We start from the raw sequence: 14,579 nt of genomic DNA, 5'->3' as shown, positions 1-14,579 counted from the left end.
GCGGTTCCGCAAAACGTCAAGCCAGCTTCAATAGGGTCGCGGCTAAGCGCTTACGTCCTTCTCGGCATCCTTGCTGATGAACTGCGCGCCGCGAGTGCCCGGAATCGCCCACCAGTGCTCGTTACCGAAGAAGCCAAATTGGGCACTGACCAGTCTTCCAATCAAACTAAGCGCCTCCAGCGCTAACGCACGTTCGTTGTCGAAGATGGTTGCATCAAAATGAATCAATATGTTTCTGAGGGCGTTCAGCTGCCGAAATGTCTGCGGCGTGTCGCCCCGGAGCGCAGACCAATTGGATAGGACTTCGATCGCTAGCGACCAATTGTCGAACGATTGTTTGCGATAGACCCGCTTGTAGTCAGGTGTGTCTCTGAACTCCTCGCGAAGATCAATCACTAGATGGTTGAGAATTCTCTCACCGAGGGCGCACGCACCTGTTGCGGCAGGATAATAAGTGCCAGCCACGAAGGCGTCCCGCGACTGCTGGTAGTATCTGTTGTGATACGACACGATTGAGAACGGCAAGGTCCTGCACTCGCGAAAATCAACAACCTTCTGTTCAAGATCGCGGCTACCAAATTGTTGTTCGATTCCTTCGACTACCCGTCGTCGATTTTCGCGATGCAGTACCTTGGCCTCTTCGGTCCAAGTGGATTGTTCGTCCTCTAAGACGCGGCTTCGCGTGTCGAAATGGATCGGATAGACCAAATGACGTTTCATTATGGGCGCTTGCTCCGATTCGCCATCGCAACGCTAATAATCTCGGGCCGATCCGCAAAGGGGTAAGCGCGCCGGTAGTCGGTCTCTGTCATGGAATGTCAGAAACCTGCCGCGATAACGCGGGGCGGTGGTCATGCTGTTTAAATGCGCTGACGCGTGGTGCGTCTGAGGGCTTGCCGGTGCTCGGTAGCGACGGTCACCATCTCGCGATAGAACTCATTGTTGACCACTATCTTCGCTAGAAGGTATAAATTTGATTGGAGAACGTCACATGAAGTTCTTGCGCTCACTCTACGATTTGGTGGTCAGTCGGGATACTGCAAAAGAATTGTTAAAACTGGCAATCGGCGGGCTCATTGCCGCCGCTGGCGCCGTTATTGCGTTTCAATTTAGTGTTGGTGACCAGGACGTGCATGCCGACATGCGGCAGGCCTATGAATCTCATGCTGACATGCGGCAGGCCTTTGAAACTATCGTCGCTCCCTACGATAAAGACGTTGGAGATGTTCAGGCCGATATTGCTTGGACGGATGCAAATTACATAGAAACGGAGAACCCAAGCTTAACGGCTCTGACCGGAAGGGGCACGGTTTGGAGAAACCCGACAAAAAAATATCCGATATCGTTCTTCGCTTTATACAGCATGCATCGCGCTGGGCTTTTCGATCACTATCTTCGCGGCAAAGACAGGATTCCTACCATCGAAATGACGGGAATGTTTGTCTCTCCCGATTACTCGCTCAATGTCGAGTACCAAAACATTGATAAGCGCGAACTGTTGTTCGTGACTGCCTTTGGCTCGTATCGCTCGGCAATTGGTGTGTTTCAGACTTCAGGTGGCCTCGTCATATTTACCCGTAGGGATGGAAAGTGGCTGCCGTCAGTTTGCCCCCGTGGGGATGAGGATTTTGCTTTACGTTCTTACACGCCTGCCCGGTTCTATTGGGCAGATCAAACTAGCCACGACCTAATAAATTTTACGTTGAAGTATGATGCCGAGTATCAATTCAAGAAGTCTGAGCATCGGTTGTTCGAGTTTGCGATAAAGGATAAGGAGACCGCCCCTCTTCGTCCTTCGGGTGCAGAATTTGAAGGGACGGTGTGGTCGCTGTGGGACGGTACTTGCGCAACTGATCCTGACTGGAATCAGGGGGAAGTGCTCCGTGTGAAGGGACGCGAACTCTTTCCGACCGGCACTCCTACCTTCCAAGAAATGATGGATCGCGCATATCAGCGAGGCCTAGACGCAAATGCGAATAAACTCCTTGGCAAAGGTCATTGACTGTTTTTGCTAGCCGCTTTGCCAGGTGAAGTCTTTTCTGCGAGAATTCCCCCCAGATTGGCTCGCCTGGCAAGGGGTAGGGGGCGCGTCATCCCTACCACTTTAAGAGGCGTACTCGGCCCATGGGAAAACTTTTACGGACGGTGACCCCGTTCAAATCAATTTTTTTCAGAAAGGAAAATAATGACTACACAGACTTACAAACCACCCAAGCACCTTAGCAAAGACGCCGCAGCGTTCTTCACCGGCTCTGTTGCGGAATACGAGTTTGAACCGCACCACATTATTTTGCTGACCAAAGCGTGTGAGGCTTACGACCGGGCGGAAGATGCGCGGAAGGTGATTGCGAAGGAAGGTATGACGTATCAAGATCGGTTCGGAAGCCCCCGAGCCCACCCGGCCGTTGCCATCGAGCGCGACAGCCGGATTGGTATGGCCCGTCTATTCCGTGAACTTGCCCTAGATATCGGTGAAGCCGCTTCCGGCCGTCCGCCCGCACTTCCAGCCAACCGGCGGTGACGCATGGCGCCACGGAAAAGAACGCTGAATAGGCGGCAAGCGTTGTCAGTATCTGCCCAAGCTTGGCTACGCGGCGAGCCCTGCGGGTTCTTCAAGTTCAAATCACAGGAAGAGCTAGCCGCGCTATGGGAGCAGTATGGCGATCATGACAATATGGTCTGGAACAATCGATGTTCATTGCCACGTAAACGGAATGAGTAGCGTGTTCGCGGTTGGTTCGACTCGGAAAAGTCTTTCCAGAAACGGGCAAGAAGTTTCCGAGTCAAGAGAACGAACCGAGACGCGTCAACGCTGGTGACCGAGTCCAATTCCGAGTTTGATTGCCTTCTGGCGAAGCGAACCTTCGGTGCGCTTCATTTGTTTGGCGATCTTCACAATTGGCGTGCGTGCCTTTGAGTGCGCGCGCAATTCCTTCACGTCCGCCGCTGTGTAAGTGCGGCGGGCAATTTTCTTCGTCTTCTTTGGCATGGAATTCCTAACCCACTATTGAGCATGGGTCTTCTAGCGAAGTGATTCAGAATATCAACATCGCACCAGTTGCAACTCGTTCAATCACGCTTGACCGAGACTTTATCCCGCCATTCAAGGTGCAACGGAAATACGATTGCATGAATCGATGCAAAGATCGTCAACGCAAAACAGACTATTGCCACATACATAATACGTCGGTCTACTCGTTCGCCCCGATATTTCAAGATCAACTCCTTGGCGGCTTCCTCCCGCGTAAGCGGACGGGAAGCAGCTTGGGTGCGTTTCCATGTAGAGCGGGGCAAAGCAACCTCTCCAACCTCGATACAACATTGCCGACTTAGACGGAATGACGTCACTTGGACGCTAGCAGGAATTGTTTAGCCAGCTTCGGGGGAATGGTTGTGGCCAACGCCTCGGGTGGAAAAAACAAAAAGTCACGGTGACCTTCAAGACCGAACTTGTAGTGCCGCTTCCGCATCAAAGTAGTGTAGTCGTGATATTCATTTCCTAGAAGCATGACGCCTTGGTAGCCCAACGAGCGGAAGAAATCAAAAATACGAAATGTATTGTCGTCGCCCACCGTACTTTCAAACTGCACGATAGGGCGATGCTGTCGAATAGTTCGCTCTCCGCCTAAGAACACCTTTAGCTCGTGTCCTTCAACATCGCACTTGATGTATTTGAGATTCGAGAGAGCGTGCGATATATCGTCCAAGCGAATTGTCTTCACCACGAGTTTTTCGTCTTCGCCCCGATGTCGCATTTGTTCCAGAGAAGCGCTTCCATCGCCGACTCTTTCTCGCGAAAGTATGCTGGTTCCTTCTGTGTCTGACAAACAAAAGTTCAGCGCTTGTAAGTTGGTCCAGCCGAATCTGCGTGTCAGTTGCTCGATACCGGCAAACATTTCTGGCTGCGGTTCAACTGCTAACACGCGCCCGGTGCCACCAACGGCTTGCGTCAACCAATAGCAGTAGATTCCTTTGTTTGCGCCGACGTCGAGAACTGAAGCCCCGGACAGTCTTAGCTTCATAAGTGTCTTAATTTGCAGTTTTTCGGTGCGAAGACGATAACGATAGCAGCGCGCTAAAAAGTGGGCGTTATCCACGCTTCGTGAAAACATGACCGGCAACTTCATTATTTGACCTCGTTTCGGACGAAGAGACGTGCTAACAAGCGTTCCGCTGGCTCTGAAGACGTGAACGGGCTTGATCGTGCCAAGCAGCAAGCAGACGGAGAGTTGCTAGCGCTGTAGCAAATCGACTCTTCTTTCTTGGAAGCAGGAGAGCTGCTATCTGCGCCCGCTGCTGCGTAGCGCCTGTCTCTTAAGACACATAAATGGCCCAGTACAAAAGAATATGTTTCCTTGCTCTGCTCGAGGCTCTTGAGACTGGTCGGGATTGAATGTCGAGGGAATGGTCAGCAACGTATTAGCGGCACACCTACAGCGCAAGCTGACGCACTAGACATCGCAATGCCAGAGTTCAGCAACAGATTGCGGACTTGAAGGCATCGCTGCCGGGCACAATCTTTAAAACGGTCATGCAAGCCAAGAAGATGCGAGCGTTTCAAGTAGCGGAGGAGCGGCCTGCGGGCCGCTCTTCTCATTTCCTGCCGACAGTTGTCTTAGCTCGCTTAGCTGGACCAAATCCTGCCGCGGTTAGTTTGATTCCCGAATCCTTGTAGCGTTGGCCGAGTTCTAAAATCCACGTTTCTTCAACTTGGGCAAAAAGGAAACGGTCGGCGTGAATCGCGCGAAGCTCATTGAGCTTGTCCACGTTAGTCGCCGCTCCAAGAACTCGTTCGCGACGATCAACGCTTTGACAGCTTCGCGCGCGTCCCCGCCGCAAGCCTCAATGGCCTGATCAGCCGCAGCTTCGAGACGGTCAGGATCAGGCTGGCGTGGACCGGGAGCTGGCATCCCCAAAGTGTACCAACTTTGTTCTTGTTCGCAATATGTTCTTATGGGCTGCCGGGCGCTGGCCTGTTTTAACCCCTAGTGGCCTAGGTTGAATTTGGGAGTGGCCTGATTTGTTCTCGGTAACCCTGACCCCATGACTTGGGTCAAGGTATTCATGCCCCGCGGGACCAAAGTGGTTGGATGGACCGCAACACCCTCTTGTTTGGCTCGCTGATCTGGCTGGCAGTCATCGGTGGCGTAGCGCTCTACATGCTGATGCGTTGATGAATTCTCTTTTGCAGCGCGGAAATATTGACCCGCGTCAGATTGCCATCCCGCAAATATCGCCATGTTTCCGCCCATGGCCAATATCGTTTTCAAATGCCCAAGCACGTCATTCAACGTCCAGCATTGGATCGACGACAAGGACGACGATGAGTCTGATGGCTGCTACGAAAGCGTGGCCTGCCCAGCATGCATGAAGGTGCATTTTATCAATCGAAAGACCGGGAAGCTATTGGGCGAAAAGTAAGGCCGCCTCAGTTGGCGGCCTCCTTCACCTTGCGCCGCGCAAAAGAAAGGCCCCGGTACTCGCGATAGCCGGGGCCTTATCCGCGAGTAGGGCTTGAAAACCCACCCGTCCCCGGACCACTCGACGCTAGCTGTCGTCTCCTAATTTCCGGTTACGCCTTGTTGTGTGAATGGCCGGATCAGCCGGACCGGATCTGACGTGCAATCTGAGGAAATACAACCGCTAAGAATGACGGAAATTTGTGCGCCGGTGCTGTGAATTGGTTCATAGTGCTTTCGCAAGCCAAGCCTAAGATGATCGCGCGCAACGAAGGGCCATTCTGAATAGGGAATTGGTCATGGCGATTTCACACACCATGCCGTCTTCTGTTCGCAGTTATGACGGCTTGATTATTTTCGGCTACGTAGCGTTTTCTATTGTGATGCTTGCCGCGATCTACTTTGCATCGGGCGGGCCAGGCTTTACTGATTTATCAGCTATGGCGGCGATGCCGTGATGCGTTTGGCGGTGTGGACGTTTAATAGCGCTCTCGTCGTGGCCGTTCTCATTTGGGCTACACTCGGGCCGCCAGAGGTGAACGCGACAAGCGTGCTTCCTGTCATCGCAAAATTGCGCTGAGCAACCGCAAATTTCTGCGTAGGTCGCGTCTACTAGCGCCAAAGCTCTATAATCCAATTGTGCGCTGTAGATGGCGAAGCAACGATAACGTGCTATCGGTGTAATGGCTATCATTCCAACGCGCATCTGCCGCGTACGCAGCAAGTGCGGCGATGATGATGGCGAATCCGATCCTGCCCATGAAACTATCCGTCGCGGTCTGAAATGCGTCGGGGGACTAAGCGTGGGAAAGAAGACGAGGGAACGTATCAGGCGTGGTTGCGAGAGGCGCTGTCGAAATTCGGCAGCATCACACTGGATACCGCCCGGCTTGGTTAGCGCCTCCAAGTCAGTTTTGTTTTCTTGAAATGAAGCGAACACCAATCTGATCACCGTTGACCCAAGCGAGTTCGCACCGCCGATAGGCAGCACCGGTGGTCGATAGGAGCAAGAAGAATTCTTTCGAGAGTCCAACTATTGACCCATCTACGTTGAGCTTGGCTCCGCCGTTCGATGCGTCTGTCATCCTGCAATCGCGAAACCACGTTCCGTCGATTGCTACTATCTGGACGTCTACGCCACGCGAAAAATCAACGCGCTGCGATTTTCGATTATTCGGTGCTGACGAGGCGGACATAGGACTAACTACATATTCGACGAGCAATACGGGCAGAGTATCGGAAAAGTATTTCGCACTACTTAGCGTGCTTCCACGCTGGCTCCCCGGGCTGGATTCGAACCAGCGACCATTCGATTAACAGTCGAATGCTCTACCGCTGAGCTACCGAGGAATGCGCAGGCAAAAAGTAACAGAACCCCGCCAGTCCGGCTGAGCGGGGTTCTCGACCGTGCATACAACTTGGAGGTCGTGCAGTCGCGCGGTGTACAGTAAACCTAATACTCTGTTCACCACCAAGGCAAGTGGAATCTAGCCTTGGCGGGATTCTAAAGGAAGTGAGCAGTATCACCATCGCCCGGCCGGGAATTCAGCCTAACCCCTCGGCCGGCGTTGAACGAAGGCCCCGGGCTCCTCTCCCGGGGCCTTTTCGTTTTGGCAGACGCCAACATCGCGCTGTGGCGCTTCAATCACGCCACTCAATACTCTTCGCCAAGCCATTGCACCCAATTCCAGACTCAGGCTTCTTTATCTAGCCGGAATTGCGATGGGGGCTAGCGTGCACGGCGAAGCCGGATGCATCGTTTGCTGCCAAGCCAGAGCGCTGATCGCGCTTTTTCCGGTCGCCGAAGGCTGCGAGCTGAAGCTCTATGAATGTTCTGGCTGCAGTAGCAGCATGTGGCTGGTCACCAAAGTATCAAGGTCGTTCACGCCGAAGGGCGCGAACGAAAAAGCGCAGTTTACGACCATCGATGCTGCAGTAGAAGCGGTCGCACTGGGGGTGCGCAGATGGTCAGGTTAAGCTGCTAGGCCGGGATAGGGATCGTGTCGACCCTCCGACACGGCAAGCAGCGATACGCGTATACGGCGGGCAGGTTTGCGATGCGGGGCAGCATCCCTAGGTAATCCATGGGCCTCCTGCATTGCTTGCAGATTAGTATTGGGGGTTCTCCTGCGCCATCGCGGCAGGGTAGGTGTCGTACCTGCCGGGCGCACCTCCGGCGACTATCGAAAATCGGCAGGATCGAAAAGGCCCGGCTGGAAAATGGAGGCGAAGCCATCTTCAGATTCACCCTGCCACATTCGCGCGGCGAGTGTCGTCAACGCTAAATTAGAAGTTCTCTGGCGAAGATTGGGGCGTCCGGGGTCGGGGATGTTACCTTTCTGGCTAGGACAAGGCCCCGGCTATCGCGAGTACCGGCGCCTTCTCTTGTCTGGAAGCAAAAACGCCGCCCGCTTGAAAACTGTCGCGAGCGGCGGCCTTTCCAGCCCCGGGTGGGAATCGGCAATTCCCCGGTATCGGTTAGTCGGGATGGGCTAGCCAAGGGTTCAACAAACCGCGCCAATCAATAGCGAAACCGCGATCACTTATTCCGTCTCTTGATGCCGGTCGGTACGTACGCCTTCGGTGGCCATTTCCTGAAGGCGACACCGGTCTCTGTAAAAATGATGCCCGCGTTGGATAGCTCGTTCAGCAGCACGAAGAGCGTCCCTTCGTGGGGTTCAGTCTTACATGCTTCGAAATCAGCGATAGTTGCCCGGCGCACCTTTATTCCTTCTGCCAAATAGGCTTGGGACCAGCCAAGGAGGGCACGGGCTGCGCGGACTTGGGCGGCGAGTAAGGCGAAATCGCGTTCCGGAGACTTTATTTCATGAGCCATCTTGACAACCGTACATAATGTACGCTATAAGGGCAAGCTAAATTTGGGGGATTCTTTGACTGAAAACCATCTGCCAGTCGCAGCCAACGACAACATTGGGCCAGACACGCCTCTAAGGCTTAAGGACGCCGTCACGTACGCGTTTCCATTGGGAGGAATGACCGAAAGTGGCCTTCGTCGTGAGGCCCGCGCCGGTCGACTGGCTATCGAGAAGATCGCCAACAAGAATTTTACTACGCTTCGTGATATTGAGGAAATGAGGAAGCTATGCCGCGTCAAGGTAGAGGGCCACGCTTGTGGTGGCGCAAGGAACGTCGCGACAAAGCCGGAAAAATTGTCGCGAGAGGAACGTGGCTTATTGTCGACGGTCGCAAGCATATCGCCACGGGATGCTTTGCAGGCGAGGATAGACAAGCGCAGGAGCGCCTAGCCGCCTACATTGCGGAGAAATATGCTCCGGCGCGTCGCCTAAAAGACATCGAGGATATCGACGTGGCAGATGTGCTTTCGGTCTATTACGAGGACCGACGAGAGACACAGGCCAACAAAGCGAAGTTTGATGAAAGGATTGCGCGCCTCAACCAATGGTGGGGCGGCAAGGTGCTGTCTGACGTTAGTGGTGCGAATTGTCGTGCCTACACGAAGTGGCGCGGTAACAACGGTGGGTCGCGTCGCGACTTAGAAGACCTCCGCGCCGCCATCAATCATCACGCTAAGGAAGGATTCCATCGGGGCGTTGTCCGCGTCGTATTGCCAGAGAAGGGGTTGCCGCGCGAGCGATGGCTAACGCGAGACGAGGCCGCGAAGCTTCTTTGGACGTGCTGGCGATATCGAGAGACGCAGACGGTCCATGTGGGACCTTTGAAGGGACAGAAGGTCGAAACGGACAAACGGCCGCTGCGCCACGTAGCCCGGTTCATCCTGATTGGTCTTTACACCGGAACCAGGGCCGGTGCGATTGCAAGTGCGTCTCCCTTCCGCGAGCCCGGAAAGTCGTTCGTCGACTTGGATAGCGGTATCTTCTACCGCCTGGCTATTGGCAAGCGCGCCACTACCAAACGTCAAACACCTGTACCGTTACCAAGCCGATTGTTGGCGCACCTACGGCGATGGTCGCGGCTGGGCATCGCTGAGAGCCATTTTGTCGAGTGGAACGGCAAGCCCGTTGCGTCGGTGAAGACCGGCTTTGCTTCGGCTGTCAATCTTGCCAAGCTGGACGTTTCCATAGGCAACGTGACGCCGCAAACACTGCGGCATACGGCGGCAACGTGGTTGATGCAGCGGGCCGCGCCGATGTGGGAAGCCGCTGGGTTCCTTGGTATGAGTGAGAAGACGCTACGAGAAACTTACGGCCATCACCATCCTGACCACTTGCGGGTTGCTGCGAACGCTATCGGAACGCACTCGGCACCGAGCAAGAACGTAGGGTTGGTTGTTTCGTTGGTCGACGAAAAGGCAAGGCGTGAGAAGCCGGGCCAAACCCTTGAAAATACTGGTGGGCCCGGCAGGACTCGAACCTGCAACCAGACCGTTATGAGCGGCCGGCTCTAACCATTGAGCTACAGGCCCCGCCGCGAGACGGCCCCGCGGGAACGCGCGGCCGGCAACGGTAGCGCGGTTCGTTTACAGGGATGGGGGCGGGGGTGCAATGCCGGGCGGATGACGCGAAAATGTCAGCGCGGCATTGGCGGTGATTTTCTAAAATACCGAATTTTGGATGATGCCCTTATACGCCTGTTTTGCCCGACGGAACAACCGTTTTTCGGGTGGTTCTCTTTTTGCTTGCGTAACCCTTTGTAATCGCCTCACTTTCTACTGTGAATGGGGTTGTTCTGATGTTTTCTGGCGGGAGGGGCCCCGAGTCTCTCCTGCCGGCGCACTAACGGCGTGTCGGCCTGCCGCTCAGTCCACCGAGACCCCGGCGAACTCCACGACCTTCTTCCACTTCGCGGTCTCGTCCGTGACGAGCTTGCCGAACTCGGCCGGCGTCATCGGCCTTGGGATGCCGCCATTCTCGGTCAGGCGCGCCGCCACCTTGGGGTCGGCCAGCGCCTCGTTGACCGTCTTGTTGAGGAGATCGACGATCTCAGCTGGCGTGCCCTTCGGCGCCGAGATGCCGTAGAAGCCGACCGATTCGAAGCCCGGCACGGTCTCGGCGATCGCGGGCACGTCGGGCAGGGAGGGCCAGCGCTGCGGCGAGGTCACGCCGAGTGCGCGGACGTTGCCGCCGCGCGACTGCTCGAGCGCGGAAGGAAGGTTGTCGAAGATCAGCTGCACCTTGTTGGAGATGATGTCGGGGAAGGCGATCGCCGATCCGCGATAGGGCACGTGCACCATGTCGCACTTGGTCATCGCCTTGAACAGCTCCGCCGACATGTGCACCGAGGTGCCGTTGCCTGACGAGGCGAACGAGATCTTGCCGGGATTGGCCTTGCAATAGTCGATGAACTCCTGGACCGTCTTCACCGGCATCGCGTTGGCGACGACCAGCATGTTGGTGAGCTGCATGATGCTGGCGACCGGCGTGGTGTCGCGCAGGAAGTCGAACGGCAGCTTCTTGTAGAGCGAGGTCGAGATCGCATTGTTGGGCGCGACGAACAGCAGCGTGTAGCCGTCGGGGGCTGCATTGATTGCAGCAGCGGCCGCGATGTTGCCGCCGGAGCCGGCGCGGTTCTCGACGATGAATTGCTGGCCGAGCCTGTCGGAGAGCGCCTGCGCCATGATGCGCGCGACGATGTCGACCGGGCCGCCGGCGGCAAAGCCGATCAGCCAGTGCACGGGGCGGTCGGGGTAGGCGGCGGCGGCGGGAGGCGCGGCGCTGAGGAGACCCGACAGAAAGACCAGCCCGAACACAGCGCTCCGCAAAATTCGCAACATGTCGCCTCCCATTGCTTTATTGTCGTTGCGGGCATGCTTTCACAAAAACCGCCCGCTGCCTACATCGCCTCGCGTCGATGTTGACGCAGGCGCAGCCGGACCGACCATGACATTTGCTTTTCGTATCCTTCTCGGCGCGGCGCTGCTGCTCAGCCCCGCTGCTGCTCAAACCGGAGGCAACGCCATTTCCACCACCATGATCAGCTTGGGCACCGCGACGCCCGGCGGCGGCTTCCCGCTTTACGGCAACACCTTTGCGGAGGTGATGAATGCGGCGGATAGCTCGCTCACCATCGCCCCGCGCAACACCAAGGGCAGCAACGAGAACATTCCGCTGCTGGAGAAGGGCGAGCTCGATCTCGCGCTGGTCGCGGGCGAGCCGGCCTACGAGGCCTTCGCCGGCATCGCCCGCGCGCCCGTACGGTTGAAGATCCTGACCGCGATCTATTCCAACCCCGGCATGTTCGTGGTGCGCGCGGACAGTCCCTACAAGACGATCCATGACCTCGTCGGCCAGCCGGTCGCGTTCGGTGCCAAAGGCTCCGGCCTGCCGATCCTTTCGCGCTATTTGCTCGATGGCCTCGGCCTGAAGCAGGACGAGGACTTCAAGGCCATCTATCTCGATCGCGCCGGCGACGGCCCTGCCATGGTCGAGGATGGCCGCGTCGCAGCCCTGTGGGGCGCCGGCATCGGCTGGCCCGGATTTGCAGCGGTCGCCTCGAGCACGGCGGGCGCGCGCTTCATTGCGCCCGATGCGGAGCAGATCACGCGGATCCGCGCCAAGCATGCGTTTCTAAAACCGCTGACCGTGCCGGCAGGCTCCTATCCAAAGCAGAGCGAGCCGATCGCCTCGCTCGGCTCCTGGAGCTTCGTGCTGACGCGCGAAGACCTGCCCGACGACGTCGCCTATCGTCTCGCCAGGACGCTGCATGGCGTGGAGGCGACCTTCTGCAAGAAGCTCGCGCAGGCCTGCGAAACGACGGCGATGAACACCGTCGCCGCCGCACCGAGCGTGGGGCTCATTCATCCCGGCGTGATGAAATATTATCGCGAGATTGGCGTGGTGAAGTGAGCGTCGCTTGTGGCGACGGTCATTCCGGGGCGGTGCGCAGCACCGAACCCGGAATCTCGAGATTCCGGGTTCGCGCTTTGCGCGCCCCGGAATGACGATCGCTTTAAGCGATCGTCACTTCTTCAGCATCGCACACGCCGGGTCGGGCGGGCCGAAGGCCTTGTCGCCGGGAATCGTCGCGAGGATCTTGTAATAGTCCCACGGATATTTGCTCTCCTCCGGCGTCTTCACCTGCACCAGCCAGAGGTCGTGCACCATCAGATTGTCATCGCGAAGCTTGCCGTGGCGGGCGAAGAAATCCTCGACAGGCGTCTCGCGCATTTTCGCGGCGACCTTGAGCGGATCGTCGGTGCCAGCAGCCTTGATGGCGTTGAGATAGTGCATCACTGATGAATAGACGCCGGCCTGCCACATCGTCGGCATCTTGTTCATCTTGGCGAAATAGCGCTTCGACCATTCACGGGTCTTGTCGTCCATGTCCCAATAGAACGAGGTCGTCAGCAACAGGCCCTGCGCGGCTTGCAGGCCGAGACCGTGGATATCAGTGATCAGCGCCAGCAGCGCCGCCATCTGCTGTCCGCCCTTGAACACGCCGAACTCCGAGCCCGTCTTGATCTCGTTCATGTTGTTGGGGGGGCCGGCGGCAATGCCGATGATCTTGGCCTTGGAGGCCTGCGCCTGCAGCACGAAGGAGGAGAGGTCGGGCGTTGCCAGCGGCGGTCGCACCGAGCCCAGCACCTTGCCGCCATTGGCGGTGATGACGCTGGAGGCGTCGCGTTCGAGCGAGTGGCCGAAGGCGTAATCGTCGGTGATGAAGAACCAGCTGTCACCGCCACGCTTGACCACGGCGTCCGCCGTGCCGACGGCGAGCGCGCGGGTGTCGAACACCCATTGCATCGCGTAGGGCGAGCAGAACTTGCCATGGAAATCGGCAGTGCCGGTCGAATGCGTGATGAACAGCCGCTTCTTCTCGTTGGCGATGTTCTGCACCGCAAGGCCAACGGCCGAGACGGGCACGTCGACGATCAGGTCGACCTGGTCGACGTCGTACCAACGCCGCGCGATCGCCGCGCCGATATCGGCCTTGAGCTGGTGGTCGCCGATCACGATGCTGATCGGCTTGCCGAGCACCGTGCCGCCGAAATCGTCGATCGCCATCTGCGCCGCCGTCACCGAGCCCTGGCCGGTCGGCGCGGAGGCCGGGCCGTTCATGTCGGTGAGCACGCCGATCTTGACGACGTCGTCGGACACTTGCGCCGTCGCGGCGCCCGATAGCAACGCCGCCGTCAAGGCAGCCGCAACCGGCAGTCCAAATTTCATTGGATTCACGCTTGTCCTCCCCTGATCCGGCACGTTGGCCGAAAGTTGCCTGCGTCGGGTACGGCCCGGCTGAATTGGTTTCTTTTGCAACTATTTTGGGGTGGGCGTCAATCTCAGGCGGCGAAGCGGATTTGGCCTGCGGGCGAGGGATCGTAGCCGGTCAGCTCCTCGGCGCGCTGGCGCAGCCGCCGTTCGGCCAGGAACCGGATCAGGACCTGCATGGCGGGACGGAAATAGCTGCGTTGCCGCATCGCGAGGTCAAAATTCTCCCAGACCAGCGGCACGAAATCGAGCCCGGCCGAGCGCGCCGCCGCGCGCGTCGCGACGCCGCAATCGGCCTGTCCGGCGCGGACCATTTCGGCGAGGTCGGGCCCGGTGAGCGCCGGCGTCTCCACCCGGCGCAGATCGCGCGTCGAGGCGCCGGCGCGCGTCAGCAGTACGTCGAGAAGCATTTGCGCGCCGGTGCCTTGCTGCCGCATCGCCATCCGCGCGCCGAGCGCGAGCACGTCGGAGAGCCCGTGCAGCCGCTTCGGATTGCCTGTGGGCAGCACGAGACCCTGCTCGCGGCGCACGAAGGCGACCAGCAGCGCATCATGCAGATCCGGCGCGTCCCGCAGCGCCGCCACGCTGGCGTCGGAGGCAACGTTGCCGTCGGAATCGAGGCTGTGGAAATGCACGGCGACCGCCATCACCTCGTTACGTTGCAGTCGCTCAAGCCCGCGCGCGCTGCCTTCGGCCATCGATCCCAGACCGGAGCCGGATTCGCGAAGGCTCCAATCCAGCAGTTCGTCCTGGCTGCCTCCCACCACCGGCGGCGGCTCCGCCGTCAGCATGCCGGCCGGACGCGCCATGCCCGACAGCACCCAGAGGTCGAGCTCGTGTCGCGGGAAGAGCCATTTGCCTGTCACCTTGGTGCAGGGGATCGCGCCGTTGGTAACGAGTTCGTAGAGCTTGCGCTCGCCCAGACGTAGATAGTCCGCGGCTTCACTGGTCGTCAGGAATTCCATCCTGCATT

The 14,579-nt window shown here is 57.7% G+C and carries 14 protein-coding genes, 2 tRNA genes and 1 pseudogene; 6 read left to right on the top strand and 11 right to left on the bottom strand.

The genetic code is table 11. The features are described 5' to 3' along the window. Positions 1-42: 42 nt before the first annotated feature. A complete protein-coding gene (locus Q0687_RS12010) occupies positions 43-720 on the bottom strand; it encodes a hypothetical protein (protein ID WP_298876532.1) in 678 nt (225 codons plus the stop codon). Between the two features lie 271 nt (positions 721-991). Here Q0687_RS12010 and Q0687_RS12005 point away from each other — a divergent pair, with 271 nt between their 5' ends. Both Q0687_RS12005 and Q0687_RS12000 read left to right on the top strand, forming a co-directional pair. Continuing rightward, positions 992-2,002, top strand: coding sequence for a hypothetical protein (locus Q0687_RS12005; RefSeq protein ID WP_298876529.1), 1,011 nt, complete (start codon positions 992-994; stop codon positions 2,000-2,002). Between the two features lie 183 nt (positions 2,003-2,185). Next, on the top strand, positions 2,186-2,521 hold the full coding sequence (locus tag Q0687_RS12000; RefSeq protein ID WP_298876527.1) for a P27 family phage terminase small subunit: 336 nt from the start codon (positions 2,186-2,188) through the stop codon (positions 2,519-2,521). Between the two features lie 285 nt (positions 2,522-2,806). On the opposite strand, the gene Q0687_RS11995 is transcribed toward Q0687_RS12000, so the two are convergent. The 3 genes from Q0687_RS11995 to Q0687_RS11985 form a co-directional block, all read right to left on the bottom strand. Next, positions 2,807-2,989, bottom strand: a complete 183-nt coding sequence (locus tag Q0687_RS11995; protein WP_298876524.1) for a hypothetical protein — start codon at positions 2,987-2,989, stop codon at positions 2,807-2,809. Positions 2,990-3,344: 355 nt separating this feature from the next. Further along, on the bottom strand, positions 3,345-4,127 hold the full coding sequence (locus tag Q0687_RS11990; RefSeq protein ID WP_298876521.1) for an FkbM family methyltransferase: 783 nt from the start codon (positions 4,125-4,127) through the stop codon (positions 3,345-3,347). Positions 4,128-4,593: 466 nt separating this feature from the next. Further along, the gene (locus Q0687_RS11985) at positions 4,594-4,767 is read right to left on the bottom strand and encodes a hypothetical protein (RefSeq protein ID WP_298876537.1); all 174 of its coding nucleotides are present in this window, start codon (positions 4,765-4,767) and stop codon (positions 4,594-4,596) included. 991 nt (positions 4,768-5,758) lie between these two features. On the opposite strand from Q0687_RS11985, the gene Q0687_RS11980 reads away from it, so the two are divergent. Further along, on the top strand, positions 5,759-5,917 hold the full coding sequence (locus Q0687_RS11980; RefSeq protein WP_298876518.1) for a hypothetical protein: 159 nt from the start codon (positions 5,759-5,761) through the stop codon (positions 5,915-5,917). A gap of 450 nt (positions 5,918-6,367) precedes the next feature. On the opposite strand, the gene Q0687_RS11975 is transcribed toward Q0687_RS11980, so the two are convergent. Both Q0687_RS11975 and Q0687_RS11970 read right to left on the bottom strand, forming a co-directional pair. After that, positions 6,368-6,655 carry a PilZ domain-containing protein gene (locus Q0687_RS11975; protein WP_298876515.1) on the bottom strand — a complete coding sequence of 96 codons (288 nt, stop codon included), beginning with the start codon at positions 6,653-6,655 and terminating at the stop codon, positions 6,368-6,370. 79 nt (positions 6,656-6,734) lie between these two features. Further along, a tRNA-Asn gene (locus Q0687_RS11970) sits at positions 6,735-6,809 on the bottom strand. Positions 6,810-7,193: 384 nt separating this feature from the next. Between Q0687_RS11970 and Q0687_RS11965 the strand changes: the two genes are divergently transcribed. Further along, a complete protein-coding gene (locus tag Q0687_RS11965; protein WP_298876511.1) occupies positions 7,194-7,436 on the top strand; it encodes a hypothetical protein in 243 nt (80 codons plus the stop codon). Positions 7,437-7,998: 562 nt separating this feature from the next. On the opposite strand, the gene Q0687_RS11960 is transcribed toward Q0687_RS11965, so the two are convergent. Continuing rightward, positions 7,999-8,295, bottom strand: a complete 297-nt coding sequence (locus tag Q0687_RS11960; protein WP_298876508.1) for a helix-turn-helix transcriptional regulator — start codon at positions 8,293-8,295, stop codon at positions 7,999-8,001. A 267-nt stretch (positions 8,296-8,562) separates the two neighbouring features. Here Q0687_RS11960 and Q0687_RS11955 point away from each other — a divergent pair. Beyond that, a pseudogene (locus Q0687_RS11955) lies at positions 8,563-9,645 on the top strand (site-specific integrase); the annotation flags it as partial. A gap of 143 nt (positions 9,646-9,788) precedes the next feature. Here the strand turns inward: Q0687_RS11955 and Q0687_RS11950 are convergent. Together Q0687_RS11950 and Q0687_RS11945 are read right to left on the bottom strand one after the other, a co-directional pair. Next, a tRNA-Ile gene (locus Q0687_RS11950) sits at positions 9,789-9,864 on the bottom strand. A 333-nt stretch (positions 9,865-10,197) separates the two neighbouring features. Next, positions 10,198-11,172 (bottom strand): tripartite tricarboxylate transporter substrate binding protein, encoded by a 975-nt coding sequence (locus Q0687_RS11945; RefSeq protein ID WP_298876506.1) that lies wholly within the window; start codon positions 11,170-11,172, stop codon positions 10,198-10,200. A gap of 106 nt (positions 11,173-11,278) precedes the next feature. On the opposite strand from Q0687_RS11945, the gene Q0687_RS11940 reads away from it, so the two are divergent. Further along, a complete protein-coding gene (locus Q0687_RS11940; protein WP_298876502.1) occupies positions 11,279-12,244 on the top strand; it encodes a TAXI family TRAP transporter solute-binding subunit in 966 nt (321 codons plus the stop codon). Positions 12,245-12,358: 114 nt separating this feature from the next. On the opposite strand, the gene Q0687_RS11935 is transcribed toward Q0687_RS11940, so the two are convergent. Both Q0687_RS11935 and Q0687_RS11930 read right to left on the bottom strand, forming a co-directional pair. After that, positions 12,359-13,573, bottom strand: a complete 1,215-nt coding sequence (locus Q0687_RS11935; protein WP_298876499.1) for an ABC transporter substrate-binding protein — start codon at positions 13,571-13,573, stop codon at positions 12,359-12,361. Positions 13,574-13,677: 104 nt separating this feature from the next. Further along, positions 13,678-14,571 (bottom strand): helix-turn-helix transcriptional regulator, encoded by an 894-nt coding sequence (locus Q0687_RS11930; protein WP_298876496.1) that lies wholly within the window; start codon positions 14,569-14,571, stop codon positions 13,678-13,680. Positions 14,572-14,579: the final 8 nt, after the last annotated feature.

Source organism: uncultured Bradyrhizobium sp., assembly GCF_936928535.1.
GTDB lineage: Bacteria > Pseudomonadota > Alphaproteobacteria > Rhizobiales > Xanthobacteraceae > Bradyrhizobium.
Note: the sequence above shows the minus strand (reverse complement) of the source record. Positions and strands in the feature narration are given on the sequence as shown.

Coding starts and splice junctions, on each gene's coding strand:
- Q0687_RS12010 (WP_298876532.1), bottom strand. CDS start 720: ATGAAACGTCATTTGGTCTATCCGATCCATTTCGACACGCGAAGCCGC.
- Q0687_RS12005 (WP_298876529.1), top strand. CDS start 992: ATGAAGTTCTTGCGCTCACTCTACGATTTGGTGGTCAGTCGGGATACT.
- Q0687_RS12000 (WP_298876527.1), top strand. CDS start 2,186: ATGACTACACAGACTTACAAACCACCCAAGCACCTTAGCAAAGACGCC.
- Q0687_RS11995 (WP_298876524.1), bottom strand. CDS start 2,989: ATGCCAAAGAAGACGAAGAAAATTGCCCGCCGCACTTACACAGCGGCG.
- Q0687_RS11990 (WP_298876521.1), bottom strand. CDS start 4,127: ATGAAGTTGCCGGTCATGTTTTCACGAAGCGTGGATAACGCCCACTTT.
- Q0687_RS11980 (WP_298876518.1), top strand. CDS start 5,759: ATGGCGATTTCACACACCATGCCGTCTTCTGTTCGCAGTTATGACGGC.
- Q0687_RS11975 (WP_298876515.1), bottom strand. CDS start 6,655: ATGTCCGCCTCGTCAGCACCGAATAATCGAAAATCGCAGCGCGTTGAT.
- Q0687_RS11960 (WP_298876508.1), bottom strand. CDS start 8,295: ATGGCTCATGAAATAAAGTCTCCGGAACGCGATTTCGCCTTACTCGCC.
- Q0687_RS11945 (WP_298876506.1), bottom strand. CDS start 11,172: ATGTTGCGAATTTTGCGGAGCGCTGTGTTCGGGCTGGTCTTTCTGTCG.
- Q0687_RS11940 (WP_298876502.1), top strand. CDS start 11,279: ATGACATTTGCTTTTCGTATCCTTCTCGGCGCGGCGCTGCTGCTCAGC.
- Q0687_RS11930 (WP_298876496.1), bottom strand. CDS start 14,571: ATGGAATTCCTGACGACCAGTGAAGCCGCGGACTATCTACGTCTGGGC.